Source organism: Nitratireductor rhodophyticola (genome assembly GCF_019891355.1).
Classification (GTDB): Bacteria; Pseudomonadota; Alphaproteobacteria; order Rhizobiales; family Rhizobiaceae; genus Nitratireductor; species Nitratireductor rhodophyticola.
Genome location: NZ_JAHSSF010000002.1, coordinates 677,583 through 697,671, shown reverse-complemented (window position 1 = coordinate 697,671; position 20,089 = coordinate 677,583). Strand labels below are relative to the sequence as shown.

The following is a 20,089-nucleotide window of genomic DNA, read 5'->3' as shown; positions in this document are numbered from 1 at the left end:
CGGAGTTGCAGAAATGACCGAGTTTACACCGATAGCCTCACTCGCCGGCGGCGCGCTGATCGGTCTTGCTGCAGTGGTGCTCATGGCCTTCAATGGCCGGGTGGCCGGCATGACGGGCATTCTGTCAGGCCTCCTACCCCCTCAGGAGAGTGCCTGGCACTGGCGCGCCGCTTTCATCATCGGCGCGATTGCCGCACCCCTGTTCCTGCTGGTGAGCGGCACGGCAATTCCCTTTCAGGTCCCAGTCTCCACCGCCGCGCTCGTTATCGGCGGTTTCCTTGTCGGCATCGGCGTCACCTTCGGCAATGGCTGCCCCAGCGGCCATGGCGTGTGCGGCATATCGCGCGGTTCCATCCGATCCATCGTTGCCGTCATCACCTTCATGGCCACCGCCCTCATCACCGTGTTCATCATTCGTCACGTGATCGGAGGCTGATTGATGAAACAGCTTGTTGCAGCCCTCGTCGCCGGCCTTCTGTTTGGTGCCGGCATCGCGCTATCGGGCATGATCAACCCCGCGAAGGTTCTGAATTTCTTCGATCTCGCGGGCACCTGGGATCCAAGTCTCGCCTTCGTCATGGGCGGTGGGCTTGCGGTCGCGGCCCTCGGCTACAGGCTCCTCTTCGGCACGCGCGTGAAGCCATTTTTTGCCGAGCGTTTCCAGCTTCCGACGCGAAGCGATCTCGATCCGCAACTGATCGGCGGTGCCGCCGTATTCGGCATTGGCTGGGGCATTGCGGGCTTCTGCCCGGGTGCGGCGATCCCGGCCCTTGGGCTCGGCTATTCGGACACGATCGTGTTCCTCGCCTCGCTCATCGCCGGCATTCTCGTTGCCAAATCCCTCAAACGGCGCTTCTCTGCCGCCGAAAAACGCGTCACTCAGTGAGGAAAACCATGGATATCAAGAAAATTTCGGATGACTACGCGGTGTCACCGCAGATCGCCGTGGAAGACGTCGCCGCCATCAAGCAGGCCGGATACAAGAGCATCGTCTGCAACAGGCCCGATGGCGAGGACGCCGGACAGCCCACGGTCGAGACCATTTCGAAAGCGGCGAAAGAGGCCGGTCTGTCCTTCCGTCATGTGCCGGTCGTTTCCGGCGCAATGACAATCGATGACGTCACGGACATGGCCACCGCCCTCAGGGAACTGCCGGGCCCTGTCTTTGCCTATTGCCGCAGCGGTACCCGCTCGGCCAATCTCTACGGCATCATTCAGGAGCGCGGTCTCTAACCGCCCCGAAGCGACTTGGGGTGGCAACAGCGCTGTGCGTGGTTCGACAAGCTCACCATGAGGGAGGGTGTAGGGGCTGCATTGCCTGTGGTGGGCCGCACGAAGCGACCTCCCTGCAGAGCCAAACATCCCTCATGGTGAGCTTCCTGAGTATGTCGAAGGGCGGACCACGCACCCCATCAACGCAAGCGCCCCCACCCCGCCGTCAGTATAGCCAGCGCATCAGGAACAGCGAGATCGCCGGGAACAGCGTCAGAAGCGCCACGCGCAGAATGTCGCTGATCACGAAGGGCATCACGCCACGATAGGTCGCCGAAATCGGCGTGTCCTTCGCCATTGAGTTAAGGACGAAGAGGTTCATCCCCACCGGCGGCGTGATCAGCCCCACCTCCACCACGATCAGAACGAGAATGCCGAACCAGATGGCAAACTCCTCCGCCCCCAGCCCGAAATCGAGGATCGTGACGATCGGGAAGAAGATCGGAATGGTGAGCAGGATCATCGATAGCGAGTCCATCACGCAGCCGAACACGAGATAAAGCAGCAGGATCAGCGTCAGCACCATCCACGGGCTGTAGCCCTGCTCACTCACGAATGCCGCCATCTGCTGCGGCACCTGCGCCAGCGCCAGAAACGAGTTGTAGAAGCCCGCCCCCAGAACGATGAAAAAGATCATCGCCGTGGCGGTTGCCGTGGCAAGGATCGATTCAACGAAGGTCTCGCGGGTCAGCCCGCCATTGACGAGCGCAATCAGCCCCGTGCCGGCAGCCCCTACGGCAGCGCCTTCCGTCGGTGTGAAGACGCCAAGATAAATGCCTCCGACAACCGCCAGAAACACCACCAGAACCGGCCATACGTCGAGCAGCGCCCGCGTCCGCTCCGCATAAGGCGCACGCTCGCGTGTTCCAGCCGAGTCCGGCCATAGCCGCACATAGATCGAGATCGCAATCATGTAGCCGATGGCCGCAAGGACACCCGGCACAAAAGCGGCGACGAAAAGCTTGGCGATGTTCTGCTCGGTCAGGATCGCATAGATGACGAGAATGACCGATGGGGGAATGAGAATGCCCAGCGTGCCGCCTGCCGCGAGCGTGCCCGTGGCGAGCGCGCCCGAATAGCCGTAGCGGCGCAGTTCCGGCAGTGCCACCTGGCTCATGGTCGCCGCCGTCGCCAGCGAGGAGCCGCAGATGGCGCCAAAACCCGCACACGCACCCACCGCCGCCATGGCGACCCCGCCGCGCCTGTGCCCCATCCAGGTCTCCGCCGCCTTGAACAGCGCCCGCGACATGCCGCCCAGCGTCGCGAACTGTCCCATCAGCAGAAACAGTGGAACGATGGAGAGCGAATAGCCCGAAAAGGTGGAATAGGTCTCGTTTTTCAGTTTGGCCAGCACAGGCGTCACATTGCCGAACACGAGCCAGCTTCCGCCAAGCCCGCACAAGAGCATGGCGAGACCGATGGGCAGACGCACGAAGATCAGAAGCAGGAGAAGCGGAAAGGACCAGAGCCCGATTTCAAGATTGGTCAATGGAGGCTCCCCTGTCCGGGCTCAGGCATCGGTGTGCCAACCTTCAGTTCGCGATAGCGCACGAGGATCATGTAAAATGACACGATCACCGCAATCACCGCCGCCACGAGGCAGGCCGCATAGGGCCACCAGAGCGGAAACTGCAGGATGAAGGTGGTCTCGCTATAGCTCAGCTTGTCGAGCATGCCGTAATAGAGCTGAAGGGCGATCAGCACGAGAACCAGCGTCATGATGATCTCGGTCACCAGGTCGATGACGTGGTTGACGCTGTTCGGCAAAAAGGTGGTAAAAATATCCACCGTGGCGTGCCCGCGATTGAGCTGACACCAGGGCAGAAACGCGAATACCGCAAAGCCGACGCCGGCCTGAACCAGCTCGAAATCACCAGGTACGGGTCCAAGGCCGAAGCGCACCAGCGCACGCCCGGTGATGCTGGCCACGGTCATGATGATGACCGCCGCCAGAACGAGACCGCCCAGAATGGCCATCACCCTGGCCAGCCAGACAACAATGCTCGATAGTCTCATGCCCCTTCCCGTCCCATGACCTTCCCGCCTGGTTTTCTCATTTTGCGCCGGGTTCGAAAACGTTAGCCAGCGGTTCCCGCCTTCGCAAGCTTGCGCCTCGACACGATAGAGCGGTTAACCGTTTCACGGAAACGTCTCCCCGCATTTGCGCGGGTGTCAGGTGTTTCCACCCGACTGCAAAATGCTCAACCGTGTCCAAAAAACGGGGCAGGCCTCGCAGCCCGCCCCGTCTCTCATGGCCGTGTCAGCCTCACTGGCTGGTATATTTTTCGATCAGGGCACGGGCCTCGTCGATCAGCATCTGGCCGTCGATCCCCTTGTCCTTCATTTCGGTCACCCACTGTTCGTAGACGGGTGCCGCCGCCTCTTTCCAGGTTTCCGTGTCTTCAGCGCTGATCTCGATGATGTTGTTTCCGCGATCGACCGCGATCTTGCGGCTTGGAACGTCCGCACCGGCCTGCGTCCTGCCGGCAAATGCAGCGAACTCCTGACCGGAATTGTCGTCGAGCACTTTCTTCAGGTCATCCGGCAGGCTGTCATACTTCGCCTTGTTCATCGCCAGCACGAAGGTCGTGGTGTAGAGCGCATGATCGCCGCCAAACTCCGTGTGGTTCGACACGAGCTCCGGCACTTTCAGCGCCGGCGTGACTTCCCACGGGATCACGCAGCCATCGATCACGCCCTTGGAGAGCGCTTCGGTGATCTGCGGCACAGGCATGCCGACAGGCGTCGCGCCAAGCTGGCCAAGCAGCGAGTTGATGATGCGCGTGGGCGCACGGATCTTCATGCCTTTCAGATCCTCGAGCTTCTCGATCGGCTCCTTGGAGTGGAGCATGCCCGGGCCGTGAACCCAGACACCCAGCACATGCGTGTCCTTGAACTCGGTATCCTTCATGTGCTTTTCGAACAGGTCCCAGTAGGCGCGCGAGGTCGCCTCGGCATTCGTCATCATGAAGGGAAGTTCGAACACTTCCGTCGAAGGGAACCGGCCCGGATTGGAGCCCGGCAGGGTCCAGACGATATCAACGATGCCGTCACGCGCCTGATCGTAGAGCTGCGGCGGTGTGCCGCCGAGCTGCATGGCGGGGTAGCGCTCGATCTTGATGCGCCCACCCGATTCCTGTTCCACCTTGTCCGCCCAGGGGTCCAGAACCAGCTTCGGCACATTGGCCTGCGGCGGCAGGAACTGGTGCAGCCTGAGCGTTACCTCCTGCGCCCATGACGAGGCCGTGGCCCCGATGAGCCCGGTGGCGGCGACGGCAGCCGCCAGGGCCAGTTTTCTGACGGAAAATGGTTTCATGCTTCTCCTCCCGATTGCATGCCCCGAAGCGTCGGAAACGACGCTCTATGTTCGCCGGCGATACCGTTTGAAGCTTCTCCCATCTCCGCACGATCGCCTGAGAGCCGAGTATCCACTGGAATCCCGCCCCTCGTCCACCGCGACTTTAGCGGAAATTATGTAACAATAAAGAGGAATTCCCTGCCATATTCGTAACAAAAGAACGTCAGAGCGGCAGGGCGCCGGTTTCCTTGAGCGTTTCGAGCACGATGGCGCTCTTCACATGCTGCACCGAGTCATGAGGCAGGAGCACGCCATTGACGAAATCCGACAGCGATTTCAGGTCGGGTGTCACCACTTTGAGGATGTAGTCCATTTCGCCCGTCAGCGCGTGCGCTTCCTGCACTTCGGGCAGACGGGCAAGCAGTTCGCCGAAACGACGTGCATTGTCGGGGTTGTGCGTGGCAAGCGTCACCGTGATGATGTTGACGAGCGGAAAACCGAGCCTGTCCCGGTCGAGCATGGCCACATAGCCGCGGATATAGCCTTCTTCCTCGAGCCTTTGCCGGCGGCGCGAACATTGCGAGGGGGACAGGTTCACCCGCTCCGACAGATCATTGTTGGTCAGCCGCGCATCGACCTGCAAGAGCGATAATATCTTGCGGTCATAACCATCAACACGCGCATCAGCCATGCAATTTTCCTCCTTGATGCATGATAGGTGCGCATTTCTCCCAAAACACGCCCCATAATGCAAGCCGCGTGCAATCCAGGAAGCGTAAAATGTGCATATGACGTTTGAACACATCCGTATGTTCCCAGATGAGGAGGAGTTAATCCATGGGCCCGTTCCCCCACGACGCACCGCCGCCGAAAATCAGTGAAGAAAACCCCGCCGGCACCGATGGCTTCGAGTTCGTCGAATTTGCCCATTCGGAACCGGAGAAACTCGCCGAACTGTTCACGAAGATGGGCTACACGGAAGTCGCCCGCCACAGGACCAAAAAGGTTTCCGTCTGGCGGCAGGGCGACATCAATTATATCGTCAACGCTGAGCCCGCCAGCCACGCCATGCGCTTTGTCGAGGATCACGGCCCGTGCGCGCCCTCCATGGCCTGGCGTGTGGTCGACGCGAAACACGCTTTCGACCATGCGGTCTCCAAGGGTGCCGAGCCTTATGAAGGCAATGACAAAACACTCGACGTGCCCGCCATTGTCGGCATTGGCGGCTCGCTGATCTATTTCATCGACACCTATGGCGAGAAAGGGTCTGTCTACGACGCGGAATTCGAATGGCTGGGCGAGAAAAACCCGCGACCTGAAGGCGTCGGCTTCTACTACCTCGACCACCTCACCCACAATGTCTATCGCGGCAACATGGACAAATGGTGGGATTTTTACCGTGAGCTTTTCGGTTTCTCGCAGATTCACTATTTCGACATTGACGGTCGCATCACCGGCCTTGTCTCCCGCGCGATCACCAGCCCTTGCGGCAAGATCCGCATCCCGCTCAACGAATCGAAGGACGACACGAGCCAGATCGTCGAGTATCTGAAGAAGTATAAAGGCGAAGGCATCCAGCACATCGCGGTCGGCACGGACGGCATCTACGACGCCACCGACAGGCTCGCCGACAACGGGCTCAAATTCATGCCAGGCCCGCCGGAGGTCTACTATGAGAAGAGCTTCGACCGTGTGCAGGGCCATGACGAGCCCATCGAGCGCATGAAAAAGCACGGCATCCTGATCGATGGCGAAGGCGTGGTGAATGGCGGCATGACCAAGATCCTCCTGCAGATCTTCTCAAAGACCGTCATCGGACCGATCTTCTTCGAGTTCATACAGCGCAAAGGCGACGAAGGCTTCGGCGAAGGCAATTTCCGCGCCCTCTTCGAAAGCATCGAGGAAGACCAGATACGCCGCGGCGTCATCAAGGTGGATGCGGCTGAGTAATTTACACATCGCGTGCAAAACATTTTTCAAAAAGACCGCCGAAAGGCGGTCTTTTATTTTGCCGTCTATATATTTCTAAATACAAATGTCATACATCCATAATAAAAGTGAAATGGTTCAAAATATTTACTCAATATTACCTTTTTTAGTACGCCAGACAGCGCGATGATACCCCTTGGCCAAACAGGCAAGGAGTACAAGATAATGCAACGCGCATTTGGACGGATGTCACGCCGCGACCTCCTGACGATGATCGGTGCAACGGCCGGCGGCGCGGCTCTCTACCAGGCGATGACGACGCTTGGGCATGCCAGGGCATCGACCTATCAGGGACCGATCAAGCTCCAGGGCGATCCCGGGGCAGTGAAGGTTCTCATTCTTGGGGCGGGGCTTGCCGGCATGGCAGCGGCGCTCGAGTTACGGGCGGCTGGCTACGAGGTCGAGTTACTGGAATTCCGGGAAAAAGCCGGCGGACGGTGCTGGACCTTACGCGGAGGCGATACCTACGCGGAGCTTGGCGGTTTCCAGCAGGAGATCAGCTATGCCGAAGGCAACTATTTCAATCCCGGCCCCTGGCGCATTCCTCACCACCACCATGCCGTCCTTGACTATTGCCGGCGCCTCGGCGTCAGGCTTGAGCCCTTTATTCAGAAAAATCACAATGCCTATCTCCACTCCGTCAACGCCTTTGGCGGGCGGCCTCAGCGTTTTCGCGAGATCGCCACCGACTATCGCGGCCACACTGCCGAACTCCTCGCAAAAGCCGCCAATCAGGGTGGGCTCGATGAACTGGTCAGTGATGAAGACAAGGAGATGCTGCTGGAGTCGCTGCGCATCAGTGGCATGCTCGACAAGGACTACACCTATGTGAAGGGGCTACACACCAGCGAATACCGCGGCTTCCAGAGATGGCCGGGTGGCGGTGTGGGAGCCGCGCCAAGCCCCTCCGAACCGATTGGCCCAAGTGCTATTCTTCAATCACGCTTATGGCAATGGCTTGGTGAAGCCGAGACCGTCGATCATCAGGAAACAATGTTCCAGCCCGTCGGCGGCATGGACATGATCGCACTGGCGTTCGAGCGCGAGATCAAGGACCTGATCCGCTACAATTCGAAGGTCACCTCGATCCAGCAGGACGAGACCGGCGTGACCGTAACCTATGAAGACACCGGCAGCGAAAGCGGCAAACAGGAAACCCGGGCTGACTGGTGCATCTGTACCATTCCGTTTTCCATCCTCGGCCAGATCGAGAACAATTTCTCAGACGGGATGAAAGGCGTGATCGACAAGGTTCAATATGCCGGGTCCGTCAAGTTCGGCCTGGAGTTCAACCGCCGGTTCTGGGAAGAGGATGAACAAATCTATGGCGGCATCTCCTATACAGATCTCCCCATCTCCCTAATCGGCTACCCCTCGGGCGACTATCTCTCCGGCGGCAAGGGTGTGCTCGTCGGCGGCTATAGCTGGGACGCCGCAGCTTATCAGTTCACCGCCATGGAACCGGAAGAACGCATCCGCAAGGCCCTCGAGTACGGTGCCATGATCCACCCGCAATACCGGAAGGAATTCTCCAGCGGGGCGAGCGTCGTATGGCATCGCGTGCCCTGGGCGCTGGGCTGCTACGGAGTCTGGAAGAATAGGGAAGCCGATTACAGCCGGGCAACACGGTTCGACGGTCGCACACTGATGGCCGGCGAGCACATTTCCTATCTGCCGGGATGGCAGGAAGGAGCGCTCCTCTCCGGCCTGGACGCCATCTCCCGCCTCCACGACCGCGTCCTGAACGGGTGACAATTTGAGTGTAAAGGAGCCCGCCATGCGAACGAAAGCCTTCGTGCTGTGCTTCGCTGCTTCGATGACGTTTGCCGCCTCTGCGCATACCGAGGACGGCGCACCAGCCAGCGATGCTGGCAGGATTACGGCTACCGGTGGCGAAAACATCTACAAGGCCATATGCCAGGGTTGCCACATGCCCGATGGGAAAGGCGCGACCGGTGCTGGCCGCTATCCCTCCCTGGCAAGCAATGAAAATCTCGAATACCCCGAATATGCGATCTTCGTCATTACACATGGGCAGAAAGCCATGCCGGCAATGGGCGATATGCTCACCGACCAGCAGATCGTCGATGTGGTGACGTATATCCGGACCCATTTCGGCAACAACTATACCGACGAAGTAACGGCGGACCAGATCGTCCCGCCCTGGCCCTGAGCGCGCTCGCGGCAGCCGGTGCGCCTGAACCTTCAGGTTTGCCCTGCCTGGTCGCCACGCGCGGCCCTGAGTGCCGCGCGGATCACCTTCAGGTCGCCCACCTGATTGGCCAGAAGCAGCACGAGCTTTGCGTTGAGCCGCGCGCTTTCTTCAAAGCTCAGCCCCTCATGCGCCGCCATCAGCGCGGCATAGAAATCATCGCCTGCCGCGCCCAGCCGGTCCTGGCCGATCTCGATCCTGTCCATCCTCATTCCCTCCCCATCGCATGGGTCATCGCCGCCGCGATCTCATGCGCGTCCGATGCCGTGAAAACCGCCGCCACATGCTGGTCGGGCCGCACCAGATAGAGCCGCCCCGCGCCGTAGCGGGCGGCAACCACACCTTCGCTATCCTCGACATGTGCCACGCCATCCACCGCCGAAGCGCCGGGCTTCGTCACCTGCACCACATGCAGCCCGGCCGGCAGGCCGATGGGTGGGTCACAGTCGACCGCCAGAAGCACGAAACCGCCACCCGCTTCGCCTAGCAGCCAGGAAGGCTTCCCCCCCGCCAGCACTGGCGCATCGGCCATCGCCATGCCCGGCGCAAGCGGGCTCTCGCCATCCCACGCCGCCTGCAATGTGCAGCCAGCCAGCGAACAGGGCTTTGACAACCGGCCCGAATTCACCAGCCGCCGCGCGAAATCGTGATCCGCCGAAAGCGCCAGAACGCTGTCGCGGAACATGCGCTCCATGTCGCTCTTCGGCGTCATGAAAGAGGTCGACCTCGCCGAGTGCAGAATATTCTCGTCAGCGCCCAGAATGCGCTCCTCGTCATAGGTTCTGATCAGCGAGGCCGGCGCCTCGCCCTTGACCACAAGCGCCAGCTTCCAGCCCAGATTGTCGACGTCCTGAATGCCGCCATTGCCGCCGCGCGCGCCGAAAGGCGAAACGATATGCGCGCTGTCGCCGGCAAAGATCACGCGATCATGCACGAAGCGCTCCAGCCTGCGGCACTGGAAGGTGTAGACCGATACCCAGTCGAGCTCGAATTTCGAATGCCCGATCACCTTGGCAATGCGGGGGATGACGTTCTCCGGCTTTTTTTCCTCGTCCGGATCCGCATCCGGGCCAAGCTGCAGGTCGATACGGTAAATATCGTCCGGCTGCTTGTGCAGAAGCGCCGACTGCCCCTTGTGGAAGGGCGGCTCGAACCAGAACCAGCGCTCGGAGGGAAAGTCCGCTTTCATCTCCACATCGGCGATCAGAAAGCGTTCCTCGAACACCTGGCCCGCAAAATCGAGCCCCATCATGGAGCGCACAGGTGAACGTGCGCCATCGCAGGCGATCACCCAGGCGGCGTCCATTTCATAGGCGCCGTCCGGCGTTTCCACCCGAAGGCGCACATCGCCGCCCGTCTGCTCAAGCCCGACAACCCGGTTTTTCCAGCGCAGATCAATCCGGTCGGAAAGCTCACCCGCCCGTTCCACCAGATATTGCTCTACATAATATTGCTGCAGGTTGATGAAGGCGGGCATCTTGTGCCCCTCCTCCGGCAGAAGGTCGAAGTTCCACACTTCACGGTCGCGGTGAAAAAGCCGCCCGACCTGCCAGGTCACGCCCTTCTCAACCATCTGCTCACCCACCCCCAGCCGGTCGAAAATCTCCAGCGTGCGTTTGGACCAGCAGATGGCCCGGCTGCCCAGCGATACGACATCGTTGTCGTCGAGCACGACCACGGAAACACCGCGCTGCGCAAGGTCGATGGCGGCGGCAAGCCCCACCGGCCCGGCGCCGACGATGACCACCGGATATTGCCCCACATGCCCGCCGGCAAGCTCCGGAGGCTTCATGTATGGAAAGGGGTTGTAGGCGTAATGCGGCATTGAAATTCACCCTCCCTTCGCAGCCGCTTCTCCTCAGAAAAGAAGCGGCTCATACCTCTTCCAGTTGACGACCCTCAACTCCGAGCATGAGATCGGCGGTCGTAAAAAAACAGCGCCAGCGCCGACGCCCCCTTCTCCCCGCGAGCGGGGAGAAGGTAAGGATGAGGGGCAAGCGCCATCGGCAATCAGCGGATGCGCGGCAAAACCATCCTCAATCAGGTCGCAGCCAGCCCCTCATCCCCCTGCCGGGACCTTCTCCCCGCGAGCGGGGAGAAGGAAGCCGGGATCGCGAGCGGCGCGCGTCCTTCAAACGTCGCTCCGGCCCGCTTCATCACGTTACCCCTGCAGCGCGTCCCACATCTGCCGGTCGCGCTCTGCGGTCCAGATGCGTGGGGTGTCGATGCCCAGTGCCTCGTCATAGGCCCGCGCCACGTTGAAGGGCAGGCAATGCTCATAGATCGCATAGTCGGAGAATTTCGGATCGCACACCGCACGGCAGGCGTCCCATGCTTCCTTCAGCGTTCCGCCGCCCTGCGCCACGCGCGCCACCGGCTGATAGGTGGACATCACGAAATCGCTGGTCAGATCCAGTGCTTCATTGACCATGGCCTGCCCCACCAGCGCACCGCCACGTCCCGGCGCAATGGCGTCGAGGTCGAAGGCGCGGATTTCCTCCAGTGTCGTCGGCCAGTCGTGGAAATGCCCGTCGCCGCAATAGCAGGCCGAGTGATGCTCCACGATGTCGCCGGTGAACATCACATTGGCGTCCGACACGAAGGCCACGATGTCGCCAGCCGTGTGCGCCCGGCCAAGGAACATCAGGTCCACCCGGCGCTTGCCGAGATAGACCGTCATGGAACTGGAAAAGGTCGTTGTCGGCCAGGTCAGACCGGGGATCGATTCATGCCCCTGAAAGAGACGCGGGAACCGCACGAATTCCGAATCCCAGTCCTCCTTGCCTCGCTCCACCACCATGGAACGCGCCTTGTCGCTCATGATGATGGTCGGCGCCCTGTAGGCAGAAGCACCCAGCACACGCACGGCATGGTAATGCGTCAAAACCAGATGGCTGATCGGCTTGTCGGTAACGGACCGCACCTTCTCGATCACCTTTTCGGCAAGGCGTGGTGTTGCCTGTGCCTCGATGACCATCACCGACTCGTCGCCGATGATGATGCCAGAATTGGGATCACCCTCGGCCGTGAAAGCCCAGAGGTCCCGCCCGATCTCGTCAAACGAAATGGTTTTTTCTGTCAGGTCACCTGCGGATGCGAACTCTTTGGCCATAACGCGCCTTTCTCATTGACTACACTATGCCCCGACGACGACTGCCAGGGACTTCAGGATATTCCAGGGATCAAGTGCACTGAACACGACTGCGGACACCGCCGAAATCAGCGTCCAGGCGATCATCAGGCGGGTCAGTATCGAACCGCTGTCGATCCGGTATGCACGCCTCGAGAGCCATACATTCACGCCAATGACGGTTATCACGAAGATGAAGGACAACGTGATGCCCAGCCATTGAGGCGCGGTGGTGTAAAGCGCATCAAAAACTGACTTTAACAACCACGCCAGGATGGAAATCCCGACAAGATTGAATACCGCGAAAATAAGCGCCGTGCGCTTGAGAGGGTCGAGTGCCATTTTCAGGGCTCCTGATAGTCCTCGACGCGCTGTTCGATGGCGCCGAAGATGGAATGGCCCCCACTGTCTTTCATCTCGATACGCACCGTATCGCCGAAGCGCAAGAAAGGCGTCCTCGGTTTACCGTGTGCTATCGTCTCGATCATGCGGATTTCAGCGATACAGGAGTAACCAACCCCGCCCTCGTCAACCGGTTTGCCCGGGCCTCCATCGAGCTTGTTGGAAACCGTACCCGAGCCGATGATCGCGCCGGCGCAGAGCGGACGCGTTTTGGCGGCATGGGCAATCAGCGTCGGGAAATCGAAGGTCATGTCGATGCCCGCGTCGGCCCTGCCAAAGGGTTTACCGTTATAATCCACGCAGAGCGGCAGCGAGACCTTGCCGCCATCCCATGCCTCGCCGAGTTCATCAGGCGTTACCGCAACCGGCGAGAAGGCCGAAGACGGCTTCGACTGGAAGAAGCCGAAGCCCTTGCCGAGCTCCGCCGGAATCAGCCCGCGCAGCGATACGTCGTTCACCAGCATCACCAGTCGGATCGCATCCCGCGCCTGTTCCTTTGTCGCGCCCATCGGCACGTCGTCGACGATGACCGCCACTTCGCCTTCCATGTCGATGCCCCAGGCCTCGTCAGCCATGCGAATGGGGTCGCGTGGTGCCAGAAAAGCATCCGACCCGCCCTGATACATCAGCGGATCTTCCCAGAAACTCGAAGGCATCTCCGCCCCACGCGCCTTGCGTACCAGCTCCACGTGATTGACGTAGGCCGAGCCGTCCGCCCACTGATAGGCGCGCGGCAATGGCGAATGCGCATCATGCTCGTGAAAGCGTTCGGCAGGCACCGAGCCGTGCTCCAGGCTTTCGGAAAGGGCTGCCAGATGCGGCGCGATGCGCGCCCAGTCGTCCAGTGCCGCCTGCAGCGTCGGCGCAAGGAAGGATGCGTCCGTGCAGCGTGTCAGATCACGGGAGACGACAACCAGCCTCCCGTCGCGCGTTCCGTTCTTGAGCGTGGCGAGTTTCATGCAGTGTCCTTTATGCGTTGGGGGAGACGCGCAATCGGCGCAGGTCCAGCGAACCGGCGCCGATCATATCTTTTGTGGCCGCTCCGGTCGATCAGGACCAGTCGCCTTCCGGCGTGCCGTTGAAACGCTTTTTCAGATCCTTCCAGCAGTCGATGTAGTTCTCCTGCAGCGTGTCCGTTTCAGCGGCGTAGCGCGTCAGATGCTGGGGAAAGCGTGTCTCGAACATGAAGGCCATGGTCTCTTCCAGCTTGACCGGCTTCAGATCCGCCTGGCTCGCCTTCTCGAAGCCGAAGGCGTCCGGCCCGTGCGGAAGCATCATGTTGTGCAGTGAGGCGCCGCCCGGCACAAAGCCCTCTTCCTTGGCGTCATACTGGCCTTTTATCAGCCCCATGAACTCGCTCATGATGTTGCGGTGATACCAGGGCGGGCGGAATGTATGCTCGGCCACCATCCAGCGCGGCGGGAAGATCACGAAGTCGATATTGGCCGTTCCCTCTTCGCCCGAGGGGGCCGTCAGCACGGTGAAAATCGATGGATCGGGATGGTCGAACAGGATCGCCCCCACCGGCGAGAAGGTGGATAGATCGTATTTGTAAGGCGCGTAATTGCCGTGCCAGGCCACCACATCGAGCGGCGAATGGTCAATCTCGGTCACGTGGAACTGGCCGCACCATTTGACGAACAGCCGGCAGTTTTTTTCCTTTTCTTCGTACCAGGCGACCGGCGTCTTGAAATCGCGCGGGTTGGCGAGGCAGTTGGCGCCGATCGGACCGCGATCCGGCAGGGTGAACTTGGCGCCGTAATTTTCGCACATATAGCCGCGCGCCGGCCCGTCCATCAGCTCGACCTGAAAGATCATGCCGCGCGGCATGACGGCGATTTCGCCGGGCTCGATCTCGATGATGCCCATCTCGGTCTTCAGTCGCACGCCGCCTTCCTGCGGCACCAGCATCAGTTCGCCATCGGCGTTGAAAAAATACTCATCCACCATCGAAATGTTGAAGGCATAGATGTGGGCCGCCATGCCCGCCTGCCCCTGCACGTCACCTGCGGTCGTCATCGTGCGCACGCCGGCCAGGAAATCGGTTTCCCTGTTTGGGATGGGCGTCGGATCCCAGCGCAGCTGACCAAGCGCCAGCTTATGGTCATGCACATTGGGTGCAGATTTCCATTCGTTGAAGCTGACGGCCTTGAAGCGACCTGTGTGCTTCACGCTCGGCCGGATGCGGTAGAGCCAGGAGCGTTCATTGGTCCCGCGCGGCGCGGTAAAGGGCGAACCGGAGAGCTGCTCCGCATAAAGCCCATAGGCCGGCTGCTGCGGCGAATTCTGCCCCTGCGGCAGCGCGCCAGGCAGGCTCTCTGTCTCGAAATCATTGCCGAAACCCGGCATGTACTGCACGGTCATTCGATCCTCCATGCAACGGGGAATTCAGGAATTGGTTGCAATCGTAACCATGGCGAATGTAACTATCAACGACGCGGGAAGAGAAACCTGCCGCGTTGCAAAGGAACACCATGACTGACCGGACCACGCTCGCCCTGGAAGATTTTCTGCCCTACCGCCTGACGCGCCTCACCGACGCGATCAGCCGGGATTTCTCGCAGGCCTATCGCGCCCGCCTGGGGCTCACGCGGCCGGAGTGGCGCACGCTCGCCACCATCGGCCAGTTCGGCACGATGACGGCAACCGAGGTCGGTGCGCATTCCTCCATGCACAAGACCAAGGTCAGCCGCGCCGTGGCCTCGCTGGAAACCCGCCGCTGGCTGGTCCGCACGCCCGACCCGCAGGATCGCCGCGTCGAGCGGCTGACACTCAGCAAAACCGGCCAGAAGGCCTATGAAGACATGGTGCCCGTGGCCCGGTCCTTCGAAACGGGATTGCTGGAACGCATGACACTGGAGGAGCGCGCAGCCCTTCTCGCCGGCCTCGCCGCGCTCGAGCGCACGACCTTGACGGAGTAGCGTTCACATCCCATATTTATGGTCAAATTGACCAGTCAAAATGACCATCGAGATGAAAACACTGACTGCAACAGAAGCAAAGTCCCGGTTCGCGGCCCTTCTTGGTGATGTGGAGCGGGGCGAGACCATACTCATCACACGTCACGGCAAGACGGTGGCGCGCATTGTCCCCGATCAGATCGAGACGGCTGCGCAGACACGCGCTGACAATGCGGTCCGGAAGCTGCGCTCCCTGCGCGATACCCTTCCCAAAACCGCGACGTCACTGGACGACATGCTTGCATGGAAACATGAGGGTCACCGCTATTGACGCGGTTCGTGCTCGATGCGTCAATTATCGCCGCCTGGCTTTTGCCCGACGAGGATCATGATCTGGCCCTGGCGGTGCAGGAAAGTCTTCTCACCTCACAGGCCATCGTGCCGCCGATCTGGTGGTTCGAGATATGCAACCTGCTTGTCATGTGCGAGCGCCGAAAACGACACACGCCGGCCATCACAAAGACCATCCTCGATGCGCTTTACGACCACCCCATCCTCGTCGATGACGACATCGACCCTACGGCAATGCTACGCCTCAGCCGCGCGCACGAACTGACGGTCTATCACGCCTCCTATCTGGAGATTGCACAACGCCACGCCGTGCCGCTGGCAACGCTCGACCGCAGGCTGGCACAAGCGGCGATGGCCGAAACGATCCCCCTGTTCGCCTCGTAAGCGGCTACCAGCTCATCACCACCTTGCCGGCCTTGCCGGAGCGCATGGCGTCAAAACCGTCGCGGAAATCATCCGCCTTGATGCGGTGGGTGATGAGGTCGCGCACATCGAGCCGCGTCTGCACCAGCGCGATCATCTTGTACCAGGTCTCGAACATCTCGCGTCCATAGATGCCCTTCAGGTGCAGCATCTTGAAGATGACCTTGTTCCAGTCGATCTCGAAGCCCGCCGGCGCGATGCCGAGAATCGCGATCTTGCCGCCATTGTTCATGGCGTCGATCATGTCGCGGAAGGCGGGGGCCGCGCCCGACATTTCAAGCCCCACATCGAAGCCCTCGGTCATGCCGAGCTGGCGCATCACTTCCGGCAGCGTTTCGTCCGCCGCGTTCACCGTGTGCTGAACGCCAAGCTTTTTTGCCAGCTCCAGCCGGCCGGGATTGATGTCGGTGATGACCACCTTGCGCGCGCCCACGGCCTGCGCCACCAGCGCGCCCATGATGCCGATGGGCCCCGCCCCCGTTACCAGCACATCCTCGCCAACAAGGTCGAAGGAAAGCGCGGTGTGAACGGCATTGCCCAGCGGATCGAAGATCGCCGCGATCTCGTCTGGAATGTTGTCGGGGATCGGCACCACATTGTGCTGCGGCAGTGCGATGAATTCGGCAAAGGCACCCGCGCGGTGAACGCCCACGCCCAGCGTGTTGTGGCACAGATGCCCGCGGCCTGCCCGGCAGTTGCGGCAATGGCCACACACGATGTGCCCCTCGCCCGAAACCCGCTGGCCGGGTTTGTACTCCGTCACCGCCGAGCCCACTTCCGTCACCTCGCCGACGAATTCATGCCCCGTCACCAGCGGCACCGGCACGGTGTTCCGTGCCCACTCGTCCCAGTTCCAGATGTGCACATCCGTGCCGCAGATCGCCGTCTTGCGCACCTTGATGAGCACATCGTTCGGCCCCACCTCGGGCACCGGAACGCGCTCCATCCAAAGCCCCTCTTCGGGTTTGGATTTCACGAGCGCCTTCATCATGTTGGACATGGTCGATTATCCTTCCAAAGCGAAATCCTGAGCAATTGGCGTGGCCGCCCGCCCCTCACCCTTACCCTCTCCCCGCTTGCGGGGAGAGGGAGGCACCAACGTTTCCGCCATCTTCCTTCTCCCCGCTTGCGGGGAGAAGGTCCCGGCAGGGGGATGAGGGGTCGGTGCCGGCCGTTCCGCCACTCACCCGACCACCCCAAGCTCACGCCCCACTTTCGCGAACGCCTCCACCGCGCGGTCGATATCCTCGGCCGAATGCGCCGCCGACATCTGCGTGCGGATACGCGCAGCCCCTTTCGGAACCACGGGGAAGGAGAAGCCAATCACATAGATGCCCTCTTCCAGAAGCCGCGCCGCCATCTTTTCCGCAAGGGCCGCATCGCCCAGCATCACCGGAATGATCGGATGATCGGCACCGGCAAGCTTAAACCCGTTTTTCTCCATGCCCGCGCGAAAGCGCGCCGCATTGTCGTAAAGCCTTTTGCGCAGGGCCCCGCCGCCCGCCACCATGTCGAACACTTTTAGCGAAGCCGCCGCGATCACCGGCGCGAGCGTGTTGGAAAAGAGATAGGGCCGCGAGCGCTGGCGCAGCCAGTCGACCACTTCCGCCTTCGCACAGGTATAGCCGCCAGACGCGCCGCCCAGCGCCTTGCCCAGCGTGCCCGTCATGATGTCGACCCGCCCTTCCACGCCGCAATGCTCCGGCGTGCCGCGCCCGTTCTCACCCACGAAACCGACCGCATGGCTGTCGTCCACCATCACCATCGCATCGTATTTTTCCGCCAGATCGCAGACCGCGCCCAGATTGGCGACGATGCCATCCATGGAGAAGACGCCATCCGTCGCGATCAGCCTGAAGCGCGCACCTTCCGCCTTCTTCAGGCATTCCTCAAGTGCTGCCATGTCGTTGTTGGCATAGCGGTGGCGCTCGGCCTTGCAAAGCCGCACCCCATCGATGATCGAGGCATGGTTGAGCGCGTCGGAAATGATCGCATCCTCCGGCCCCAGCAGCGTCTCGAAAAGCCCCGCATTCGCATCGAAGCACGAGGAATAGAGGATCGTGTCCTCGTAGCCCAAAAAGCCGGAAATCTTCGCTTCCAGCTCCTTATGCTCTTCCTGCGTGCCGCAGATGAAGCGCACCGAGGCCATGCCGTAACCATAGCGGTCCAGCGCGGCCTTCGCCGCCTCGCGCAATTCCTCATTGTCGGCAAGGCCCAGATAATTGTTGGCGCAGAAATTCAAAACCGTCCGCCCGCCGCTCTCGATCTCAGCCGACTGCATGGAGGTGATGACCCGCTCGGACTTGTAAAGCCCCGCCTCCTTCAGGCCATCGAGTTCCAAGCGCAGATGGGAAAGAAAGGACGCGGTCATGAACACCTCGGATCGAACGGGGACAGGCTTTCCCTCCTCTACTACAGAGTGCCGCCGCTTTCGACCACCTGCTTTTCTGCAAACTCTGTCCGCCACATCTCAAAGCTCCTCCACGTCATCCCGGCCGAGCGGAGCGAGAGCCGGGACCCATTGAGAAGCACGGCCGCGTGCCGCAGAGGGCTCACAGTGTTGTGCAAAGTGAAAACCGGGCCGCACCCTCCCACACTCTGCCAATGGGTCCCGGATAGCCTCCGGCTTCCGGGATGACGCGGAGTTGGTGGGCAAAAAAAGAGGCAGGCACCGCAGCACCCGCCCCTTCTCAATTCACCAGCGCGATACGCGCACTCACCCGATCAGAAAAACGCCTGCAGCCCCGTCTGCGCGCGGCCGAGGATCAGCGCGTGAACGTCATGCGTGCCCTCATAGGTGTTCACCGTCTCCAGGTTCTGCGCATGCCGCATCACGTGATATTCGATCTGGATGCCGTTGCCGCCATGCATGTCACGCGCCATCCGCGCAATGTCCAGCGCCTTGCCGCAATTGTTGCGCTTGACGACCGAGATCATCTCCGGCGCCATCTTGCCCTCGTCGAACAGCCGGCCAACGCGCAAGCTCCCCTGAAGCCCAAGCGCGATTTCCGTCTGCATGTCGGCGAGCTTCTTCTGGAAAAGCTGCGTCTGCGCCAGCGGCCTGTCGAACTGCTTGCGGTCGAGCCCATATTGCCGCGCCCGGTGCCAGCAATCTTCCGCCGCGCCCATCGCGCCCCAGGAAATGCCATAGCGCGCGCGGTTCAGACAGCCAAACGGCCCGCCCAGCCCTTCCGCATTGGGCAAAAGCGCATCCTCGCCCACTTCCACGCCGTCCATCACAATCTCGCCGGTGATCGACGCACGCAGCGAAAGCTTGCCGCCGATCTTCGGCGCGGAAAGCCCCTTCATGCCCTTTTCCAGCACGAAACCGCGGATCTTGCCGCCATGGGCCGCCGATTTCGCCCACACCACGAACACATCGGCAATCGGCGAATTGGAGATCCACATTTTCGAGCCGGTCAGCCTGTAGCCGCCATCGATCTTGTCGGCGCGCGTCTTCATGCCGCCGGGGTCGGAGCCCGCATCCGGCTCGGTCAGGCCGAAACAGCCGATCCACTCGCCCGACGCCAGTTTCGGCAGATATTTCTTGCGCTGCTCTTCCGAGCCATAGGCATGGATCGGGAACATCACCAGCGAGGACTGCACGCTCATCATGGAGCGATAGCCCGAATCGATGCGCTCCACCTCGCGCGCCACCAGCCCGTAGGACACATAGCCCGCGCCCACGCCGCCATATTCCTCCGGCACCGTCACGCCCAAAAGCCCCGCCGCGCCCATCTCGCGGAAGATGTCCGGGTCGGTTTCCTCGTTCATATATGCATGTTCGATGCGGGGGGCGAGCTTGTCGGCGGCGAAGGCGGCAGCCGCATCGCGGATCATGCGCTCTTCATCGGTGAGCTGCTCTTCCATGAGGAAGGGATCGTCCCACACGAATGTCGATCTGGACGATTTCGCCGCGGATTTCTGTGCTTCCATATTCATTCATGCCTTCCTGATGCGGTTGCGCTCTTTCAAGCCTTCTGCAGCCAGATGATCTCACCTGACCTCCGCGCAAATGCGGAAAAACCCTTCGCCAGAGGGTGCCTTGCGCGCCGCAAGGGCGCTTGCACTCCTGACGCCTGAGCGGAGCATACAGCATCCTATGCGAGATT

General features: G+C 61.0%; 22 protein-coding genes. 9 read left to right on the top strand and 13 right to left on the bottom strand.

The features are described from left to right. The first annotated feature begins 13 nt into the window (after positions 1-13). Genes KUG85_RS08970 through KUG85_RS08960 form a run of 3 tightly spaced genes read left to right on the top strand, consistent with a single transcriptional unit; the run spans position 14 to position 1,233 of the window. Entirely contained in the window at positions 14-436 is a 423-nt protein-coding gene (locus KUG85_RS08970; RefSeq protein WP_065816247.1) for a YeeE/YedE family protein, read from the top strand. Positions 437-439: 3 nt separating this feature from the next. After that, a complete protein-coding gene (locus tag KUG85_RS08965) occupies positions 440-886 on the top strand; it encodes a DUF6691 family protein (RefSeq protein ID WP_223004928.1) in 447 nt (148 codons plus the stop codon). Between the two features lie 8 nt (positions 887-894). After that, the gene (locus KUG85_RS08960) at positions 895-1,233 is read left to right on the top strand and encodes a TIGR01244 family sulfur transferase (protein ID WP_065816249.1); all 339 of its coding nucleotides are present in this window, start codon (positions 895-897) and stop codon (positions 1,231-1,233) included. Between the two features lie 205 nt (positions 1,234-1,438). Here KUG85_RS08960 and KUG85_RS08955 read toward each other — a convergent pair whose 3' ends face one another. The 4 genes from KUG85_RS08955 to KUG85_RS08940 form a co-directional block, all read right to left on the bottom strand. Then, positions 1,439-2,761, bottom strand: a complete 1,323-nt coding sequence (locus KUG85_RS08955) for a TRAP transporter large permease (protein ID WP_223004927.1) — start codon at positions 2,759-2,761, stop codon at positions 1,439-1,441. Beyond that, complete coding sequence (locus KUG85_RS08950; protein ID WP_223004926.1) at positions 2,758-3,288, bottom strand: TRAP transporter small permease; 531 nt, start codon at positions 3,286-3,288, stop codon at positions 2,758-2,760. Before KUG85_RS08950 ends, KUG85_RS08955 begins: the two co-directional genes overlap by 4 nt. Positions 3,289-3,538: 250 nt before the next feature. Beyond that, the gene (locus KUG85_RS08945) at positions 3,539-4,588 is read right to left on the bottom strand and encodes a TRAP transporter substrate-binding protein (protein WP_223004925.1); all 1,050 of its coding nucleotides are present in this window, start codon (positions 4,586-4,588) and stop codon (positions 3,539-3,541) included. Positions 4,589-4,793: 205 nt separating this feature from the next. Next, a complete protein-coding gene (locus tag KUG85_RS08940) occupies positions 4,794-5,261 on the bottom strand; it encodes an Lrp/AsnC family transcriptional regulator (RefSeq protein WP_065816253.1) in 468 nt (155 codons plus the stop codon). Positions 5,262-5,407: 146 nt separating this feature from the next. Between KUG85_RS08940 and hppD the strand changes: the two genes are divergently transcribed. The 3 genes from hppD to KUG85_RS08925 all read left to right on the top strand — a co-directional run bounded on the left by hppD (position 5,408) and on the right by KUG85_RS08925 (position 8,732). Continuing rightward, entirely contained in the window at positions 5,408-6,520 is a 1,113-nt protein-coding gene (gene hppD, locus KUG85_RS08935; protein WP_223004924.1) for a 4-hydroxyphenylpyruvate dioxygenase, read from the top strand. Positions 6,521-6,724: 204 nt separating this feature from the next. Next, positions 6,725-8,311 carry a flavin monoamine oxidase family protein gene (locus tag KUG85_RS08930; RefSeq protein WP_255606319.1) on the top strand — a complete coding sequence of 529 codons (1,587 nt, stop codon included), beginning with the start codon at positions 6,725-6,727 and terminating at the stop codon, positions 8,309-8,311. Positions 8,312-8,336: 25 nt separating this feature from the next. After that, a complete protein-coding gene (locus KUG85_RS08925; protein ID WP_255606317.1) occupies positions 8,337-8,732 on the top strand; it encodes a c-type cytochrome in 396 nt (131 codons plus the stop codon). Between the two features lie 32 nt (positions 8,733-8,764). Here the strand turns inward: KUG85_RS08925 and KUG85_RS08920 are convergent, their stop codons facing one another. From KUG85_RS08920 to hmgA, 6 genes are all read right to left on the bottom strand, one after another. Then, a complete protein-coding gene (locus KUG85_RS08920; RefSeq protein WP_223004923.1) occupies positions 8,765-8,977 on the bottom strand; it encodes a DUF2783 domain-containing protein in 213 nt (70 codons plus the stop codon). Between the two features lie 2 nt (positions 8,978-8,979). Further along, positions 8,980-10,596: an FAD-dependent oxidoreductase gene (locus KUG85_RS08915; protein ID WP_223004922.1), complete on the bottom strand. Its 1,617-nt coding sequence runs from the start codon at positions 10,594-10,596 to the stop codon at positions 8,980-8,982. Between the two features lie 336 nt (positions 10,597-10,932). After that, on the bottom strand, positions 10,933-11,883 hold the full coding sequence (locus KUG85_RS08910) for an MBL fold metallo-hydrolase (protein WP_223004921.1): 951 nt from the start codon (positions 11,881-11,883) through the stop codon (positions 10,933-10,935). Between the two features lie 24 nt (positions 11,884-11,907). Beyond that, positions 11,908-12,243: a hypothetical protein gene (locus tag KUG85_RS08905; protein WP_223004920.1), complete on the bottom strand. Its 336-nt coding sequence runs from the start codon at positions 12,241-12,243 to the stop codon at positions 11,908-11,910. Between the two features lie 2 nt (positions 12,244-12,245). Continuing rightward, entirely contained in the window at positions 12,246-13,262 is a 1,017-nt protein-coding gene (locus KUG85_RS08900; RefSeq protein ID WP_223004919.1) for a fumarylacetoacetate hydrolase family protein, read from the bottom strand. Between the two features lie 91 nt (positions 13,263-13,353). Then, a complete protein-coding gene (gene hmgA / locus KUG85_RS08895) occupies positions 13,354-14,667 on the bottom strand; it encodes a homogentisate 1,2-dioxygenase (protein WP_223004918.1) in 1,314 nt (437 codons plus the stop codon). Positions 14,668-14,777: 110 nt separating this feature from the next. Here hmgA and KUG85_RS08890 point away from each other — a divergent pair, with 110 nt between their 5' ends. The 3 genes from KUG85_RS08890 to KUG85_RS08880 are packed head-to-tail and all read left to right on the top strand — an operon-like array spanning position 14,778 to position 15,938. After that, entirely contained in the window at positions 14,778-15,224 is a 447-nt protein-coding gene (locus KUG85_RS08890; protein WP_223004917.1) for a MarR family winged helix-turn-helix transcriptional regulator, read from the top strand. A 40-nt stretch (positions 15,225-15,264) separates the two neighbouring features. Further along, positions 15,265-15,534 (top strand): type II toxin-antitoxin system Phd/YefM family antitoxin, encoded by a 270-nt coding sequence (locus KUG85_RS08885; protein ID WP_007010132.1) that lies wholly within the window; start codon positions 15,265-15,267, stop codon positions 15,532-15,534. Positions 15,535-15,542: 8 nt separating this feature from the next. After that, entirely contained in the window at positions 15,543-15,938 is a 396-nt protein-coding gene (locus KUG85_RS08880) for a type II toxin-antitoxin system VapC family toxin (RefSeq protein WP_223004916.1), read from the top strand. Between the two features lie 4 nt (positions 15,939-15,942). Here KUG85_RS08880 and tdh read toward each other — a convergent pair whose 3' ends face one another. From tdh to KUG85_RS08865, 3 genes are all read right to left on the bottom strand, one after another. Beyond that, positions 15,943-16,977: an L-threonine 3-dehydrogenase gene (gene tdh / locus KUG85_RS08875; protein WP_223004915.1), complete on the bottom strand. Its 1,035-nt coding sequence runs from the start codon at positions 16,975-16,977 to the stop codon at positions 15,943-15,945. A 183-nt stretch (positions 16,978-17,160) separates the two neighbouring features. After that, positions 17,161-18,348: a glycine C-acetyltransferase gene (locus KUG85_RS08870; protein ID WP_223004914.1), complete on the bottom strand. Its 1,188-nt coding sequence runs from the start codon at positions 18,346-18,348 to the stop codon at positions 17,161-17,163. Between the two features lie 353 nt (positions 18,349-18,701). Beyond that, complete coding sequence (locus KUG85_RS08865; protein WP_223005241.1) at positions 18,702-19,913, bottom strand: acyl-CoA dehydrogenase; 1,212 nt, start codon at positions 19,911-19,913, stop codon at positions 18,702-18,704. Positions 19,914-20,089: the final 176 nt, after the last annotated feature.

Excerpts from the sequence above, each read along its gene's own strand:
- KUG85_RS08865 (WP_223005241.1), bottom strand. The coding sequence starts at position 19,913 with ATGGAAGCACAGAAATCCGCGGCGAAATCGTCCAGATCGACATTCGTG.
- KUG85_RS08920 (WP_223004923.1), bottom strand. The coding sequence starts at position 8,977 with ATGGACAGGATCGAGATCGGCCAGGACCGGCTGGGCGCGGCAGGCGAT.
- KUG85_RS08890 (WP_223004917.1), top strand. The coding sequence starts at position 14,778 with ATGACTGACCGGACCACGCTCGCCCTGGAAGATTTTCTGCCCTACCGC.
- KUG85_RS08925 (WP_255606317.1), top strand. The coding sequence starts at position 8,337 with ATGCGAACGAAAGCCTTCGTGCTGTGCTTCGCTGCTTCGATGACGTTT.
- hmgA (WP_223004918.1), bottom strand. The coding sequence starts at position 14,667 with ATGACCGTGCAGTACATGCCGGGTTTCGGCAATGATTTCGAGACAGAG.
- KUG85_RS08965 (WP_223004928.1), top strand. The coding sequence starts at position 440 with ATGAAACAGCTTGTTGCAGCCCTCGTCGCCGGCCTTCTGTTTGGTGCC.
- KUG85_RS08915 (WP_223004922.1), bottom strand. The coding sequence starts at position 10,596 with ATGCCGCATTACGCCTACAACCCCTTTCCATACATGAAGCCTCCGGAG.
- tdh (WP_223004915.1), bottom strand. The coding sequence starts at position 16,977 with ATGTCCAACATGATGAAGGCGCTCGTGAAATCCAAACCCGAAGAGGGG.
- KUG85_RS08950 (WP_223004926.1), bottom strand. The coding sequence starts at position 3,288 with ATGAGACTATCGAGCATTGTTGTCTGGCTGGCCAGGGTGATGGCCATT.
- KUG85_RS08960 (WP_065816249.1), top strand. The coding sequence starts at position 895 with ATGGATATCAAGAAAATTTCGGATGACTACGCGGTGTCACCGCAGATC.
- KUG85_RS08900 (WP_223004919.1), bottom strand. The coding sequence starts at position 13,262 with ATGAAACTCGCCACGCTCAAGAACGGAACGCGCGACGGGAGGCTGGTT.
- KUG85_RS08940 (WP_065816253.1), bottom strand. The coding sequence starts at position 5,261 with ATGGCTGATGCGCGTGTTGATGGTTATGACCGCAAGATATTATCGCTC.
- KUG85_RS08930 (WP_255606319.1), top strand. The coding sequence starts at position 6,725 with ATGCAACGCGCATTTGGACGGATGTCACGCCGCGACCTCCTGACGATG.
- KUG85_RS08970 (WP_065816247.1), top strand. The coding sequence starts at position 14 with ATGACCGAGTTTACACCGATAGCCTCACTCGCCGGCGGCGCGCTGATC.
- KUG85_RS08885 (WP_007010132.1), top strand. The coding sequence starts at position 15,265 with ATGACCATCGAGATGAAAACACTGACTGCAACAGAAGCAAAGTCCCGG.
- KUG85_RS08870 (WP_223004914.1), bottom strand. The coding sequence starts at position 18,348 with ATGACCGCGTCCTTTCTTTCCCATCTGCGCTTGGAACTCGATGGCCTG.
- KUG85_RS08905 (WP_223004920.1), bottom strand. The coding sequence starts at position 12,243 with ATGGCACTCGACCCTCTCAAGCGCACGGCGCTTATTTTCGCGGTATTC.
- KUG85_RS08945 (WP_223004925.1), bottom strand. The coding sequence starts at position 4,588 with ATGAAACCATTTTCCGTCAGAAAACTGGCCCTGGCGGCTGCCGTCGCC.
- KUG85_RS08910 (WP_223004921.1), bottom strand. The coding sequence starts at position 11,883 with ATGGCCAAAGAGTTCGCATCCGCAGGTGACCTGACAGAAAAAACCATT.
- hppD (WP_223004924.1), top strand. The coding sequence starts at position 5,408 with ATGGGCCCGTTCCCCCACGACGCACCGCCGCCGAAAATCAGTGAAGAA.